Below are 15830 nucleotides of genomic sequence, written 5' to 3'. Positions count from 1 at the left end.
AAACGTTGAAAATCACACCGTTGTTTTTGTTGTATTTTTTAGAATTTCTTCGGGAAAATCAGACCCCGCGCTCAGCCAACCACCTGCGCAGATCCTCCACCAACTGACCATCAAGCCCGTCGCCCCGCAGCACGACCCGACCGCGAGCGGCTTCAAGGAACAGGCCGTGCGCCACCTCTTCGCCCCGTGGACCAGAAGTAACCGGCTTGTCTGCATTCTTGCTCTGGGCACGTGCCAACGCACGTTCCAGCGCGGCACGTTCTCCGGCGGGGTCATCAGCGGGAGTCTTGCGCAAACTGTCGCGCAGCCGCACGCCAAAGGCAGGCACCGTGTCGATGGCCTTTACCAGAGCCAGACCCAGCTTTTCGGGAATAGCCTCCGGAAAACGCAGAGAGGACCCAAGCGCCTCATGCAGCGTCACAAAGGACAGGATCTTGGACCGTTTCGAGGCGCTGGCGTGGCCAAAGAGCGCCTGAACCGCTGCCTGTGCCGATGGGTAAACACCGATCCCCGCGGCCTCTGCCGCAACCCGGGCGCGCTCAAAGAAGGACAGGTTGGCGCGGATCTCGTTTTCCTCGACCATGGCCAGGTAGGCGGCCTCTGATCCTTCCGGAGCCCGCACAAGCGCCAGCACTGTCCCCTGCCCCAGCCTGCGCAGCGCCTCGACCCGCCGCAGCCCAGAGATCAGCCCGTAGCCGCCCTCTGGCAGCGTGACCAGCTCCACCGGGGTCTGCTGGCCACGGGCGGCTATACTCGCCTCCAGCGCGGCCATGTCTTCCTCGTCAAGCGTGATACGATCGCGCAGCAGGTGATCCCGACGGATCTCGTCCAGTGGGATGCGCTGGATCAGGCGGCCTTCCTCGCGGGCCGATTGAAGCGCACCGGCCACTTCCTCGAAGGCCGCCTGCCCCGCCGCATCTTCCGCGACGTCGGCAATCGGCGCATGTCGCCGCCGCACCCCGGCCCAGCCGTTGACATAACCCTTGGTTTCCAGCCCCTGCTGCCCGCCATCCGGCTTCGCCGGTTCCAACCGCCTGCGTTTTGCCATGATCCCGTACCTCCTCTATGCGGCTCTAACCCGCGCTCAGAGCCGCATCTTGCGCTGCCCTGCCCTCTTTTTCCCGATCCAGTTCGTCCTTGCGCCAGCTGCCCACGAGAAGCCGCTTGAACGCCGCATAGGTCTCGTCGAAGGCGGCACGCCCCCGTGCATAGGTATCACGGTTGAAATCGCGGTAATCGGCCTCGTAGATCCCGTGAACGCGCTCTCCAGCCTGCCCGATCAGTGCCGTGTAATCCTGCCGGAAAGGCGACAGGCGGTGCCCAAGATAGGTTTGCATCAGCCCGGCCATCTCTGCCTGCTGGCTGGAATCGAAGCGGGTGATTACCGTTTGCACCGCATCCCATTCAAAACGCAGCTCAGGACGCCCCAAGGCGCGGGCAGCCATGTTCTCGCCTTCCTCGATCGATTGGAAGGCGGCGTGCAGCATGTCAAAGAACCGCCCCGTGCTGTCGAATTCGACGAAAGAGGCGCCGGTGGGTACGATGAGGATATCGGCCGCTGCCAGCCCATTGATCGTCAGATAGCCAAGGGCAGGGGGGGTATCGAGCACGACGAGGTCATAGCTGTCGAGCAGCCCTCCGCTCTCCAGCGCCTCACTCAGCGCGTCCCAGAGCTTCCAGCTGCGCCCGGCCATGCGCCAGACCGGGATCTGGAATTCTGACCAATAGAGATTGAGCTGTGCGCCGATGAGATCAATATTTGGCCAATGCGTGGACCGCACGAGATCGGCAGGTTCTATTTCCAGCGCCTCACTCAGCGTATCGTCCAAGGGCAGGGGGGTCTCTCCCCGATCAAGGCGCCGTTGATTTTCGTTCCGCAGATATTCCGCGTAATGCCTGGCGATCATCGGGAAGACGGTCTGCCATTCATCGTCCACCTGCCCGTTCAGGATCGACGTCATCGATCCCTGGCTGTCCAGATCGATCACCAGAACCTTGTAGCCGTCCAGGGCCGCTGACATTGCCAGATGCGCGGCGGTGGATGTCTTGCCAACACCGCCCTTGAAATTGGCCACCGCCACGACCTTTGCGGGCAGGCCATCAGGCCGGTAGGGCAGGTACTCTTTGGCCTTGGAGCCCTCGGCCCCGAAATAGGCGCGCAGCCGAAGCACCTCGTCGAAGGTGAACCATTTCGCGCCGCCATCGGTTTCCGACTGGCCTTGGGGCAAATCGGGATGAGACCGCAACACCCGGCGGAAATGTGCGGGCGCTACCGGGATGAGATACTTGGTGATTTCCCATGTCGAAAACAGACGCAATGTCTTAGACCCGTCGGGATTCATTCCACGCCCGGCGAGATCATTGCGTCCGCGAAGGCAGGCTTCTGCGATCTCTGCGAAATCGGCGGTTTGGACAGGTTCGTCCATGGCCGACATCGCAGCATCGGGTGCGATCCTGAAATAGGGCGGTGGGGAGGATGTGCTGCTCATGACCCTCTCGATATGCTGTGTTTTTCTTAGGATATCGAAAAAGGCGGCACATGCAAGAAAACAGTGATCATTCAATATGTTTCCAAGCAAATCCAATGTTTTGCAGGGATGCGCTGGTCTTTGAAACTCCACGCCTTGGCAGCGCGTCTTAGTTATTTTTCTGTTATTTATAAGTTACAGCAGTCTAAGCTTTCACGTAAAGTTCTGTTTTAATGTAGCTTTCGTGCTTCTGCCACAGGCAGACCGACTCTGAACCCACGATAAGGCGACTCTGAACCCACGCTGAACCGACTCCGATCCCACGATTGCGGAGGCCTGGCTTGTGGACAGAATCGCGTGGGGTTTCTACTGTGGGTGTAATTGAAACACCGAAGAGCGCCCCGGGTTTTCGGACCACAGGCAAGCGGCGCCAGAGACGAGAGCGAGCAGGGCATGACAGAGATAGGTCGCAGACTTGCGGCAGCAAGAAGGTGAGCGCCAGGGCCCCGCAGGCCGTGGGTGATTTTTTTGTTTGTGACTTCTTCGCGGCGGTTCCCAAGCACGACCTTGCTTCGATGGAACATCCGCTCTTCTCGCTGTCCACGCGCCCCGACCGTCGCATCATCGAATATCGCCACAACGATATCGAAGTGACGGTGACGCCCTCGGTGAAGGGTCGCGCGACGATCTTTGATGCTGATATCCTGATCTTCTGCATTTCGCAGTTGATGGCGGCGATCAATGTCGGGCGTCCCACGCAGCGCACGCTGACCCTTACCGCGCATGATCTGCTTCTGGCGACCGGGCGCGAAACGTCAGGAGATGGGTACAAGAGGCTGCGCGATGCGTTCGAGCGGCTGGCTGGCACACGTATCACCACAAATATCGCCACCGGCCCTAAGGCAGATCCGTTCGAAGTCACCACCGGTTTCGGCCTGATCGAAAGCTGGGAGATCGTCCGGCGCACCCGTGGCGGGCGTATGGTCAGTGTTGCAGTGACACTCTCGGAATGGCTCTACCGCGCGGTGCTGTCCAAATCGGTTCTGACCCTCAGTCGGGACTACTTCTCCCTGCGTCGCCCCCTGGAGCGCAGGATCTACGAACTCTGTCGCAAGCATTGTGGTCGGCAACCAGAATGGCGCGTTTCGGTCGATACGCTGTGCAAGAAATCCGGCTCTGCAAGTCCGCGCCGCGTGTTTCGCGCGATGCTGCGCGAGATCATCCGCGATGCGCACCTGCCTGACTACACGTTGACCGAAGAAGAGGGCGACATCATCTGTGTCCGACCTGTGGCCGAGGTGGTGGAGCCTGCCGCGCAGATTCCACCACTCTCGCCCGATACGCTGAATGCCGCGCGCGCGATGGTACCGGGTGCCGACATCTATGCGCTGGAGGCTGAATGGCGAGACGTCTGGGCCGCCTCCGGCGCCCCGCCCCTGAAATCCCCCGCCAGAGCTTTTCTGGGTTGGGTGAAGAAGCGGGCAGGTCAGGATAATTGACCATGCGGCATTTTCCGTGCGAAATTCTTATTAACGTAGTGGAATCAAGAATTTGAGATATAAGATTTCGCGTGCGAAACAATGCGCACATCTTCAAGTAGGTCTTCGGGACCGGTAAGAGATTGACGCGCAGCGATCTTCAAGGTTTGTGACTTGCATGGCTGAGATAACAAAACTTCTGGCAATAATCGGGTCTGCCAAGGCCGGGACCACCGCTTTGGCGCACCACTTGGGAAACCATCCGCAAGCTTGCTTGTCCAAAAGTAAGGAACCACGGTATTTTTCCACTATGGCCGAGCAAAAATGGACGGGACCGCGAGGCGATGTGTTCAGGCGATGGATTCCCACCGACCTTGAAACCTATACCGCAAAATTCGAAGATTTGAGTGAGGGGCAGTGGGCCATCGACGGATCCACTGACTATATATGGCGCGAGGAAACGCCTAATTTACTGGAACGTTTTTCCGAACATTGTGATCTCCGGGTCCTGTGTATTCTACGCGATCCCGTGGAACGGGCGGTGTCGGAATATAATCACACGCTTCGTCTCAAGTTCGAGACTCTCAGCTTTAAGGACTCTGTTCTGGCTGAAGAGAAGCGGCGTGCGGAGGGATGGCAGCCCCTATTCTATCACAAGCGGCGGAGTACCGTGTCTGCGGATGTGCGCCGCTACGCTGACCGATTTGGCGATCGGTTCATGGTCTTAGATTATGCCGAGCTGCGCGATGCGGATGCTGCCACGCGGCGTGTCTACGATTTCTTGGGCGTGCCCCACATGCCGGTCGAAGATATGGAACGTCTCAATGAATCCTATATTCCGCGGAATGCCTTCGCCAAATCGGTTCTGACAAGCGATCTGATCAAGGGGGTAGGCCGTGCGCTTTTGCCCACCGCCATCCGTCGGTCCATCCGCAAGGGGCTTGTTGCCAATGCACGCGATGTTGTCACAGTGAAGCCGGAAGAACGCGCATGGTTTCGGGATTTGCTCGCTGATGAAATCGAAGCCTGCATTCGTGAGCCGATGATTCCGACACAGAACTGGACCTGCACCTGAAGCACTCTTCTTGGGGCGGTTTTTGAAGTAACTCCATAAGAAAGCGGCCCTTTCTACAACCCAAGAGTGAACCCCAAGAAATACTTTTCTTTTAAGGCAAAAAAGCTTTACGGCCTCTTCTGCGGTGCGTACGAAGTATAAAAAGCTATAAACCGTTAACGATTTTAGGGTTTCGGGGGAAATATGAAGAAGACAGTTTTGGCCGCTGCAGCAGTTGTTCTGTTGGCAGGTGGCGCATCCGCAGCGACATTCACTTTGGGTTCAGGATCTGACGACCTGAACTCGGTCACGCTGACCAGTGAAGGGTCTACCGCCGTGGTGACAGCCTATTCCGACTATAATGCCGGGACTACTGGTCTGATCAATCGCCACAACAATGGCTGGGGTGTATCATACGGCGCCGAGGAGCACTTCGCGGCCGGTGGTGAGGCCTTGGCGTTTGACTTCAGCCCGATCACGCACCGTTTGCTGCAGGCCGTCATTTTCGAGAAGGGCCCGGAAGATGAAACCGTGGACCTCTACATTGATGGAGTTTACGCCGAGACGTTCACGATCCCGTCGGATGCAACCGATGGTCCTGTGGACAGATCGTTCGAAACCTTCAGCCTGAGTGCCAGCGGGCTCCGTGGTGAAGTTTTCGCATTTGTTGCCACTTCTCCAGACAGCGAGGGCTGGCGCGGGATCCGGATGCGGGAAATCTCCGTGGCTGCTGTACCACTTCCGGCAGGAGCTGGTCTGTTGCTTACCGGCTTTGGCCTGATGGCCCTGCGCAAGCGTCGCAAGAAGGCCTGAGGCCAACACGTCGATTTGAAATTGGAATGCGGGCGCTTTTCGGAGCGCCCTTTTTCATGTCCTGACGCTGCCGCAACCTTCGGCACCCGTGCACCATTCGATGGCAACGCAGGTCCAATCAAGGGGCAGGAAAATACTCGGATGTCCTGCCCTGATACCAGTAGGATGTCAGTCCCAGCCATTCCTTGACCGCGAGATCCGTCAACTGCAGCCCATCGGTGAAGCGGTAGGTGTAAAAGGGATCGAAGGGCGGGATCCACCGGAAGTCGACCGGAAAGGGCGTCGGATCCATCCCAAGCTGTCGGAACGTGCCGATCACGCGGGGCATCCTGTGAGCCGAACTCAGCACCCACCATGTTTCGTCCTTGTCGTCCCCGATCAGCGCGATGGAATTGCGCACGCGTTCGAAGGTGCTGCCCGATTGGCCTTCGACGGCGATCCTGTCATCCTCAACCCCAAATTCCAGCAGAATACGCCGCATTCCGTCGGCTTGGCGCAGCGGGGCAGGGGGGCCACCACTGCCGCTTCCCGAACTCACGATGATGCGTGCATCGGGGAAGCGGCGGGCCAGAAGAGCCGCGATGGGGATCGCATCTCCGTCCTCGGTCAACTCCATGAGCGCCCCGGTGCTCTGAGCATGTACCTCGTTCACACCGCCGCCTACGAGAACGATGCCGAAAGGCTCGGGGGGTTCTTCCAGAGTCATGGCCGGGAAGCGTGACACAAGCGGTGCCAGCAGCAATTCATTTGCCGAGGTATAGCCGAAGATGAGGAGCCCAGAAGTGCCCAGAGCGGTGGTAAAAAGACCCAATCGCCGCAAGCGCAGCAAAAGCAGAAAAACCCCGCCCACGACCAGAAGGATCAGGAAGTTGGAGGGTGTCGTCACGAACACCAAAAGGGATTTGAGCATGCGACGCTCCTGCGTGTCACTCTTGGTGCAAGGACTTGTCGCCTTCGGGTAGTCGGCTGGTCCTGATCAGATGTTTGGTACGCTTTTCAAAAGTGGCTTCGAAACAGTGTTCCAGGGCAAAACCGCGCCCTCGCCGAGCCATCTCCTGCAAGGCTGTCCGGTCGCCATGCAGCCGGGCGATCTCGGCCGCCAGCCCGGCGGCATCATGCATGGGGACGCTCCAACCCGCGCCGGATTCGCGCACGATCCCAGCAAAGGCCTCGTTTGCATATCCGACGATCGGCACGCCGCAGGACATGACCTCCGGGTAGGTGCTCGATGGATCACCCTGGGGGTGACAGCAGACGAAGAGATCGGCCTGCCGCTTCAGCAGGGGAATCCAGCCGTTGATGAAATCCATGGGGGGATGCAGGGTCACCCGCTCTGATAAACCTTCATCTGCAATCTTGCGGCGCAATGCCGTCTCAAGGTCGCCACTGCCGTAGATTTCCATCTGATAAGGGACACCGTAGCGATCCAATGCCCCGGCCACGCGCGGCAATTCCATCACGCCTTTCATCGCCGTGATCCGTCCGCCAAAGACCAACCGCAGAGGCGCCCCGGTGGCCATCTGGGCGCATTTCGCCTCAAGTGCTGTATCGTTAATGATGTCAGCGGACGGCACCCGGTTGTCGAAGAAGAGCAGCGGATTGGGGGCTATCGAGCTATAGAGGTCATAGGTGGGCGTACCGCTGCATTGCAGCCCGGTAGCATGGCGGCGCAATATCTCTTGGCGTTTGCGTTCGACCTGTCGTGTGTAAAATCGGCGCCGTAGCCTCCGCAGCGGGTTCGACGTCGATGCATTTATGATCTGGATTTCGGTCTGAGGTGTGTATTCGCTGGTGAACACGATGGGCACGCCGATCCGATGGCAAAGCGCCGCGGTTTCGGCCTCTATGGAGGAAAGGTGCGCCAAGGCCATGGCGGCGTGTTGCAGGCGGGCAGCCAGTGCGTCGTTATCCTTTGGGCGCAGTTCCAGCCTGGTTGCAGGGTCGTCGAGCCCTGTTTCGACCTGGTCCATGTCGACGCCCGGACGGGTATCGAGATCTACCAGAGAGGTGACCGGGCCGGGCCACGTTCGCGCATATTCGGCCGCCCCGTCGAGGTATTTTTGAGTCAGGATCAAGCGTCCCTGCGCCCCTTCGCGCGCCTTGAGGCTCGGCAGGAGGATAAGTTCTCGCGGGGTTTGTGCTGTCATGACACCATATCCAGCGTATGTTTCAGATCGTCAATATCCACGCTGAACCCATTGGGGGCGGGGCGGCCGACAGTAAAGGCAAAGCGCAGGTCCGCACGGTCGGTGAATTCCTTGAAGGCCATGGCAAACCGATCGGGCGGCTGCAGCACCACGAGGGTGCCGTTTTCCGCGATCGGATAGATCGCGTGAGCCAGATGGCTGCCTTCCACGCTGACCACGATTGGTGCATCAAGCAGTCTTTGCGCGATTGTTCGGGGTTCGAGCTTGGATGGCTCCACGATGTCGAACCCAAGCGCCGCCAGCGCCGCTTCGACCTGCGCCTCGTTGGTGAGGTGACGACGTTCCCCGGTATCTCCGCGCTTGAGATAGACACCCGTGGGGGGCGCTTCTGGTGCGGGAGGGGTAAGCGTGCGACGCAGACGCGCGCGCAGCTCGGCATAGCGGACGGCCTTGGAGGCATTCTGCCCGAAATCTGTATAGAGGGTCAGCCGCTTGACGCGTGCTGATGCGACGCGGGGGGGAGGGGGCATGGAGAGGATTTGACGGTAGCCATCTTCATGCTCGTAGGGTTTGGTGACGACGGAAATCATCGGGGCGCCTTGGCCGGGCAGCAGCTCCATCGGCAGGATTGCTCGCAGGAAAATCCCGAAATATTGGCTCCCGGCCCAGTTGGAGACAAGATGCGCCTCCGAAATCCGCTGAAAGGAGGCTCCGCCCTTGCGGATCATCTGTTGCGGACCGAAACCGGCACGCATCTTCGCCGCACTGCGATAGAGAAAGGCGCCGGAGATATCGACATCCTCGACCAGATGCGCACGCGTTGCTGCATGTTCGATCACGCCGCCCTCGATGAACCGCCGCTCGCTTTCCCAGTCCCGCCAGGGTGACAGGGCCGTGATGCGGTCGAGCGCATCAGGCAGGTGGATCGCGGGCGGGCAGGCCTCGGACAGGGCAGGGCTGATCTCCCAGCTGCGTGTCGCTAATTCATGCAGATCGGGCGTACGGCCCGTAACAAACCGACGTAGCCCCCAGGCCAGCAAGGGAGTATTCACGCGCATGAATTTTGGACGCGATCCAGATCCTCCCTGATATACCCGGCTGGAGTTTGCATCACGTCGAATGCGTAAGGCTGAGGAGCCCAGTCACATGCGGGCGGGTTGCAGATCATGTCGAGCACACGATCCTGATCTTCCGGCGCAAGATCAGGGTAGAGCGGAAGACACATCACCTTTTTTGACGCCCCGATGGCCTGTGGTAATCCCTGCGGATCTGCCGACGGCAGGTCCCGGTACATGGGAAGTTGTGAGAGCAGCGGGTAGAAATACCGGCGCGCATGGATGCCATTTTCTTTCAGCCGTTCATGGAGCGTTCGGCAGGAAAGCGGGTAGTCCGGCTCCACCACGATCGGGAAGGCGTAATTATTTCGGCCCGGATGGTCGGGGGGGCAGATACAGCGGATCCCGTCTACATCCTTCAACCGGTCCCAATAGCGCTGGACCACCTGTTCACGTAGCGCAATGTCGCGATCGACGTGGGCCAGTTGTGCCAGGCCAACGGCCGCGTGCATCTCGCTCATCTTGGCATTGAGTCCCACGGAGTCCACGTTGCTCTCGTCGACGATCCCGTAATTGCACAGCCGGTCGAGCGCCTGTTTCGTTTCCAGGTCATGAGAGATGATGGCGCCACCCTCAAGCGTGCTGAAGACCTTCGTGGCATGAAAGCTCACCACCGACAGATCCCCATGGCGCAACAGGCTGCCACCTTCGTCTTTCGCTGCGAAACAATGCGCCGCATCGTAGATCAGTGCCAGCCCGTGGCGTTTGGCGATATCCGCCAATGCCTGAGTATCGCAGGGATTGGCATAGCAATGCACCGCGAAAATAGCGCGAGTCTTTGGCGTGATACGCCTTTCGACATCCGCGGGATCGATGCTCAGCGTTACCGGATCTATATCGGCGAAGACCAGATCCGCGCCGACCCAGTTTACGGCATGTGCTGTTGCTACAAAGGAGAAGGCGGGCGTGATCACCTCTCCGGTCACCCCCAGATGCCGCAAGGCCAGCATGCATCCCAAGGTGGCATTGGCCGTCAACGTTACGTACGGCACATCCAGATAGGCGGCCAAAGCAGCCTCGAAACGTTGGTGGATCGGGCCGCCATTGGTCACGAAGCGGCTGTCCCAGACCTCGTCCAGAAAAGACATGACATCTTCGCGTGGAGGTAATGACGGACGGGTGACATAAATAATATCGTCGGGCACCTAATACCTCATTCTAAAAAATAAAACATAAAGGTACGCAAAAAATCACTGTTATCCCGTTAGTGTGACGGTTTTCTGAAAGAGCACAAGAAATTTTTGAGCGGACAGGTACGCATCAAGGGACGTTTAACAAGAATTAATCTGTTCTGATCCAGTTGGTTGTCAGGCTTCGAAGTGGTCCTGCCGACCTGTCCCTGAATGTTCACCCATTCAAAACCATAACCGTTCATTCCTGCCCCAGCCTTTGACTACTGGAAGCTGAAATTTTTTATGATTCAGGATACACAGGCCTGTCGTGGTCGGGTGGTAGAAGAACTGGCTGATGAGTGTTACCGTGAAGTAACCTTACGAGTGCGCCCTACACCCATGATCCCGAAAGCCGATGCGAATAGCAGTAGGGATGCAGGAAGCGGCACAGGCGTGAGGTCGCCGGCCACAGCAACGTTGTCTAGATCCGTGTTGAACCGCAAATCTCTGGACAATCCGCCTCCATCCAAGCCACTGAAGTCGATTGCCATATACGTGTATGCATCTGTCGCACGCACTTGGCCGGCAACAAAAAAGCTGTGAGTATAGCTCACACCTATAGTGCCTTCAGGGTCATAGTCTCCAGTGACGTGGAACGGATAGCCGATCTTTGTTCCGTAAGTGTCGTCACCGTAGGCTCTGGAGCTACTTGTGTCGAAAATCGCGTTGCCTGCTCGCGCGTCCAAGGAAAGGGACACAAGCGACTTTGTTACGGTCAATTCGAGGTCTTGCCAGCCCTTGTACAGGTTGAAGCCGGAGCCGGTAGCCTGCCCACCGCCTCGTGTCTTGCCCCAAACGACTTGCTCTGTCGTGCCGTCGAGATAAGAGGCTGTAACGATCATTCCCGCCAGATCACCGCCGCGCGCGTTCGTATCGGTCCTCATGCCGTACAGGCTTTTGTACTGTTTCCAGCTGGCGTCCATATCGATATTGACGGTGGACGCTATCGAAACGCAGGGAAGTGCCAATAAAATCAAAGGCAAAATTAATTTTCTGAACACACCAAGTACTCCGCACGCAATAGAACAAAACTATGTAGTTCACGGTTAGTTAACCTGTGCAGGTTTGTCAAGGTTTCCGGAACGTCCGCGACATCGCTTTTGGAGCGGATCACTTGTATTCGATGAGCCCGCGCGGGCGGCCTGCGAGACGGCGCAAGTGGTATTCGATCACGCCCATGGCTTCGGGGAATTTGCCGATGCTCAGCAACCAGGCGCGTTCCCAAGCGGGGCGCGTCGCTCCTTCGCGCAGGGCCATTCGCAGGGCACGCAGGGGGTAGATGACAAAAAACACCAGCGCCCAAGGATTTAGCGCGATCGCCAGCAAGATGATCACAAAGGGAACGACTGCGCCCCAGATCAAGGCCCTGCGTACCTGGCCCACGCAGTGTCGTTCGGGCGGGGCACCGTGTAGCGCGGTGCCTTCGGCCCAGGCATGGCCTGCGCGCCGCGCCCGTGACCAGAACTGTCCCAGTCGCGTCATTGCCGCGTCATGCAGGGTCATTTCGGCGTCGATGCGCCAGATCTTCCAGCCTGCTGCGCGGAGACGTACGCACATTTCGGGCTCTTCCCCCGCGATAAGGGCGGGGTTGTAGCCACCCACCTCATCGAGAGCGGTGAGACGCATCAGCGCGTCGCCGCCGCAGGCTCGCTGTTCGCCCAAGGGGACATCCCATTCCCAGTCGCACATCCGGTTATACACCGTCGCGTCGGGAAAGCGTTCCCGGCGGCGCCCGAAAACCACGCCTACTTCCGGGTGGGCTGCGAGAAATGCACGGGCCGATGGCAGCCAGCCGGGCTGCAATTCGCAGTCGCCATCCATGAATTGCACCAATTCTGGGCGCGTCCCGTGAAGGCGCAGCCGCTCCAGCCCCGCATTACGCGCACGCGCCGCAGTAAAGGGTTGCGACATGTCGAGCGCGACAACCTCTGCACCCGCTTCCTGGGCGGCCTGCTGGGACCCATCGGTGGAGCCGCTGTCGACATAGACTACCCGGTCAGCTGCCGCTACGGAGGCCAGACCCCGGATCAGCCGCGCCCCTTCATTGCGTCCGATGATGACAACCGCGAGGCCCATTCGTTCTTTCCCGTCGCTGCGTTTCGCAAGCCTGTCAGTCCCGCCCGGGAATGACCCGGTTCCGAGAAGCCTTTACTGGTTCTCGGGCTCCGGCGCGGCCTCTTGCAACTGTGCCAGTGCTTCCTTCGCGCGCGCGATCTGGGGGCGGGGATCGTTAGGCTCGACCCCGTCCAGCGTACGTTGGTAGGCCGCGATCGCATCCTGCGTCTGTCCAAGCGCGGCATAGGTTTCAGCCAGGTGGTATTGAACAATCGGATCGTTTGGCAGGCCCGCTGCCGCGTTTTCGAGATAGGGCAGTGCGGTTGTGGCATCGCCACGCCGGAATGCCAGCCAGCCATAGGTGTCCTGGAAGGCCGGCAGCTCGACATCACGCAGGCGCCTGGCGATCTCCCAAGCCCGGTCGAGGCTTTCGGCATCGTCCTTGTAGGTGACCAGAAGGCTGGCAAGGTTGTTGGCGAAGATCACCGAATTGGTGTTGCGGGCATAGAGATCGTCGTAGATCGCAATGGCTCCATCGATATCGCCATCCTTTTCCAGCTCTGCGGCCTGGGCCCAGAGCAGGGCGGGTGCGTCCGGCACGGCGGCCAGCGCTTCTTCCAGAATGGCCCTGGCTCCTGCGGAATCATCTTCGATCTGTGCCATGCGGAAAAGCTGTTGCCAGACATTCACGCGTGTCGGATCTTCATCCAGCAGGGCCCGCATATCGGCCCGAGCCGTTTCAACATCGCCCGTCGCCGCCCGCGTGGTGGCCAGCAGGAAACGCAGTTCCGGGTTTTCGGGATCCCCGGCGAGGAGCTCCTCGGCCATTTCCAGCGCTTCGTTGCGTTGGCCCGAAGACAGGCGCGCGCGCAGCAAGGCGACCTTTTCTTCAAGCCCGGCCTCGGCCCCTTCGGCCATCTCCTGAAGGAGGGTCAGCGCCTGGTCCGCGCCTTCTTGCCGTGCGACCAGCTGGACCTGAAGCCGATTGGCCGAGGCCTCGCCTGTCGGGGTTCCCGTTTTGCGCAGCTCTGTCACGGCCATTTCCGCCCGGCCGAAATCTTCTGTCTGCAGGTAGATATCACCCAGCAGATTCAGGATATCTTCGTTGGCGGGGGAGCGGCGCAAGGCCGACAGCAGCACTTCTTCGGCGGAATCGTAGTTCTCGGCGCTGGACAAGACCCGTGCATAGCGCAGGGAAGGGATCGGGGCGTAGCCCGATTCATCCGTTGCCTGCGCGAGAAAATCGCGCGCCAGATCCGCACTGCCCGCCCGGGTATAGGCATCGGCCATCAGCGAAAGCGCTTGTACGTCGTCGGGGGCGGTATTGAGCGCGCGGCGCAGATTGGCAATGGCAGCGTCCGTGTCATCGGCCGTGATCAGCCGTGCGGCGCTCAGCTTCAAGGCCGCCACGTTGTCGCTATCGGCTTCCAGTACCTCTTCCACCAGCCGCTGTGCGCCCACTTCGTTGCCGGTGGAAAGCAGCATGCGAGCCAGGGCGATACGGATCTCGTTGTCCAGATCCGACGGTTCGGCGCCATCCTCCTTGTTGTCGAGAATTGCCTGCAGATCGGCGATGGCCTTGTCCTGCTTGCCATCCTCGAAATCCAACGCGGCGATGATCGTCCGCAACCGGTCCGGTGTCGGATTTACATCGAGTGCGGCTTCAAGCTCTGCCCGGGCGGCATCGATGCCGCGCTCTTCCTTGAGGAACTGAACAAGGCTGATGAAAAAGGTGGGATCGGCAGCGGCGGGGTCGCTGATTTCGCGCAGGAAGGCCTCGGCCCCTTCGCGATCTCCGGTCCCCATGAGATATTGCACCAGCGTACCCTTGGCATCGATATCTTCGGGGAAGCGGTCAATCACGTCGCGCAGATGCGCTTCCATTGCGGCGCGATCTCCGGTTTCGCGCAAGAGCAGAAGGCGCTGGTCATAGTAGCGGCGCGTCTCGGGCTTGCGCGCGATCATCGCATCAATCTGCGCCAATGCCTTTTCGGCATCGCCTGCGCGGATGTAGCCATCAAGCCGGATCTGTTCCAGCAGGCTGTTTTCGGGCATTTCAGCCGCCAGATTTTCAGCGCGGGCCAGCAGGGCTTCGATGGCGGGATCATCGTTTTCCAGAACCGCATCCCGATATTCCAGAGCAAGCCCGATTGCAGTGCCGCGCGGGGTGTCCGCGTCCAGTTCGATGGCGCGCGCTCCGTGACGGGCGAATTCTTCCCAGTTGCGCGACTCGAAGGCGAGTTCGGCAAGCACGGTGCGCCCTTCAATATCGTCAGGGAGCTGTTCGACCAGCCGCAGATACTGGTTATAGGCGCCCCGGTAGTTGCCCCTGTCCAGCATCAGCTGCGCCATGGTCCGCCGGGCCTCTTCATGGTTGGGGACCTGCTCAAAGACGTTGCGCAAGGCGACAATCGCCCTGTCACCATCATTGGCGGCGATTAATTCCTGCGCGGAGGCAAAATGTTCTGCCGCCTTTTCCTCGGCTGTTTTGCAGGCTGCCAGCGCCAGGCAGGCAGTGCAGATCAACAAGGCTTTGCGAAGGGGTCGGATGTACATGGGTGGGCCTCCAGAAAAACCTTATTACCTCGAACACAACACCTGAGGGCACGCGTTCAGGATGAATCGTGTCTCATATACAGGTCGATGTGGAAGAAAAACAGCCCGGTCCGCAAACGTCATGAACGTTTCGGCCCGGGCTTGAAAATGGTGTAAACGGACGCGCTTCACGGGCGCGAAGGGCGTTAGTGTCCGGTTGCGCGCAGAACGACGCCAACGGTCTGAACCAGCACCCGCAGATCGGTCTTCAGGGAAACGCAACGGGCATAGCGGTCGTCATAGACCGCGCGCCCGGCAAAGGTGCTGTCATTGCGGTCAGAGACTTGCCACAGGCCGGTAATGCCCGGGCGCAGCGCGTAATAGGCGCGGCCAGGGTAAAGCAGCTGCTGGCTGACCATCATCGGGCGCGGCCCGACAAGGGACATGGTCCCGTTCAACACGTTCCACAGCTGCGGCAGCTCATCCAGAGAGGTCTTGCGCAGAACGCGGCCGACAAGGGTGATGCGGGGATCCTTGCGCAGCTTCTGGGTGGCATCCCATTCGGCCCGAGCGGCTGGATTGGCGTCCAGATAGGCCTGAAGCGCGGCATCGGAACCGGGGACCATCGTACGCATCTTCCAGATACGGAAGATCTTTCCGCCCTGTCCGATCCGACGTTGAAAATATAACGGGTTATGCCCGTCCATCATGACAAGCAGGCTCATCAGCGCCACAACGGGCAGCACGACAGGCAAGGAAAACACGACAAGCGCGACATCAATCCAGCGTTTCACGTTCTGGTGGTAGAAGCTGCCGGTGCGATCCGGTTGTGCTGCTTCAAATGTGATGGCTTCGCCATCCGCGGAAAAATCCGGAAAATATGTCGTCATTATACTTAGAACCTCAGAAAAAAACATTCCGTGTCAAAAAAACATCCGTCAGCGAAAACTGAAATTTACGGTCAATATATGTCTAACATTTACTTAGAGATTT

13 protein-coding genes are annotated in these 15830 nt (G+C 59.3%); 3 read left to right on the top strand and 10 right to left on the bottom strand.

What is annotated here, in order from left to right; translation table 11 throughout:
* Window positions 1–58: 58 nt before the first annotated feature.
* A complete protein-coding gene (locus EDD52_RS18505) occupies window positions 59–1048 on the bottom strand; it encodes a ParB/RepB/Spo0J family partition protein (protein ID WP_132247746.1) in 990 nt (329 codons plus the stop codon).
* A gap of 25 nt (window positions 1049–1073) precedes the next feature.
* Window positions 1074–2489 (bottom strand): AAA family ATPase, encoded by a 1416-nt coding sequence (locus EDD52_RS18500; protein WP_132247744.1) that lies wholly within the window; start codon window positions 2487–2489, stop codon window positions 1074–1076.
* A 554-nt stretch (window positions 2490–3043) separates the two neighbouring features.
* Between EDD52_RS18500 and EDD52_RS18495 the strand changes: the two genes are divergently transcribed.
* The 3 genes from EDD52_RS18495 to EDD52_RS18485 all read left to right on the top strand — a co-directional run bounded on the left by EDD52_RS18495 (window position 3044) and on the right by EDD52_RS18485 (window position 5813).
* Entirely contained in the window at window positions 3044–3967 is a 924-nt protein-coding gene (locus tag EDD52_RS18495) for a replication initiator protein A (RefSeq protein ID WP_424449929.1), read from the top strand.
* 157 nt (window positions 3968–4124) lie between these two features.
* Entirely contained in the window at window positions 4125–5021 is an 897-nt protein-coding gene (locus EDD52_RS18490; protein WP_132247741.1) for a sulfotransferase, read from the top strand.
* Between the two features lie 183 nt (window positions 5022–5204).
* Window positions 5205–5813 carry a VPLPA-CTERM sorting domain-containing protein gene (locus EDD52_RS18485; RefSeq protein WP_132247739.1) on the top strand — a complete coding sequence of 203 codons (609 nt, stop codon included), beginning with the start codon at window positions 5205–5207 and terminating at the stop codon, window positions 5811–5813.
* 118 nt (window positions 5814–5931) lie between these two features.
* Here EDD52_RS18485 and EDD52_RS18480 read toward each other — a convergent pair whose 3' ends face one another.
* The 8 genes from EDD52_RS18480 to EDD52_RS18445 all read right to left on the bottom strand — a co-directional run bounded on the left by EDD52_RS18480 (window position 5932) and on the right by EDD52_RS18445 (window position 15727).
* A complete protein-coding gene (locus EDD52_RS18480) occupies window positions 5932–6723 on the bottom strand; it encodes a YdcF family protein (protein WP_132247737.1) in 792 nt (263 codons plus the stop codon).
* A gap of 16 nt (window positions 6724–6739) precedes the next feature.
* Window positions 6740–7960 carry a glycosyltransferase gene (locus EDD52_RS18475; RefSeq protein WP_132247736.1) on the bottom strand — a complete coding sequence of 407 codons (1221 nt, stop codon included), beginning with the start codon at window positions 7958–7960 and terminating at the stop codon, window positions 6740–6742.
* A complete protein-coding gene (locus tag EDD52_RS18470; RefSeq protein WP_207906057.1) occupies window positions 7957–9012 on the bottom strand; it encodes a glycosyltransferase 61 family protein in 1056 nt (351 codons plus the stop codon). Before EDD52_RS18470 ends, EDD52_RS18475 begins: the two co-directional genes overlap by 4 nt.
* The gene (locus EDD52_RS18465) at window positions 9009–10220 is read right to left on the bottom strand and encodes a DegT/DnrJ/EryC1/StrS family aminotransferase (protein ID WP_207906056.1); all 1212 of its coding nucleotides are present in this window, start codon (window positions 10218–10220) and stop codon (window positions 9009–9011) included. Before EDD52_RS18465 ends, EDD52_RS18470 begins: the two co-directional genes overlap by 4 nt.
* Window positions 10221–10549: 329 nt before the next feature.
* On the bottom strand, window positions 10550–11248 hold the full coding sequence (locus EDD52_RS18460; RefSeq protein WP_132247732.1) for a hypothetical protein: 699 nt from the start codon (window positions 11246–11248) through the stop codon (window positions 10550–10552).
* Window positions 11249–11357: 109 nt separating this feature from the next.
* Window positions 11358–12323 (bottom strand): glycosyltransferase family 2 protein, encoded by a 966-nt coding sequence (locus EDD52_RS18455; RefSeq protein ID WP_132247730.1) that lies wholly within the window; start codon window positions 12321–12323, stop codon window positions 11358–11360.
* Window positions 12324–12395: 72 nt separating this feature from the next.
* Window positions 12396–14858, bottom strand: a complete 2463-nt coding sequence (locus tag EDD52_RS18450) for a tetratricopeptide repeat protein (RefSeq protein ID WP_132247728.1) — start codon at window positions 14856–14858, stop codon at window positions 12396–12398.
* 185 nt (window positions 14859–15043) lie between these two features.
* Entirely contained in the window at window positions 15044–15727 is a 684-nt protein-coding gene (locus tag EDD52_RS18445; RefSeq protein WP_132247726.1) for a sugar transferase, read from the bottom strand.
* Between the last annotated feature and the right edge of the window lie 103 nt (window positions 15728–15830).

Source organism: Primorskyibacter sedentarius (assembly GCF_004342065.1).
Classification (GTDB): domain Bacteria; phylum Pseudomonadota; class Alphaproteobacteria; order Rhodobacterales; family Rhodobacteraceae; genus Primorskyibacter; species Primorskyibacter sedentarius.
The sequence above is the reverse complement of the archived record's forward strand: the minus strand, read 5'-3'. Positions and strand labels throughout refer to the sequence as shown.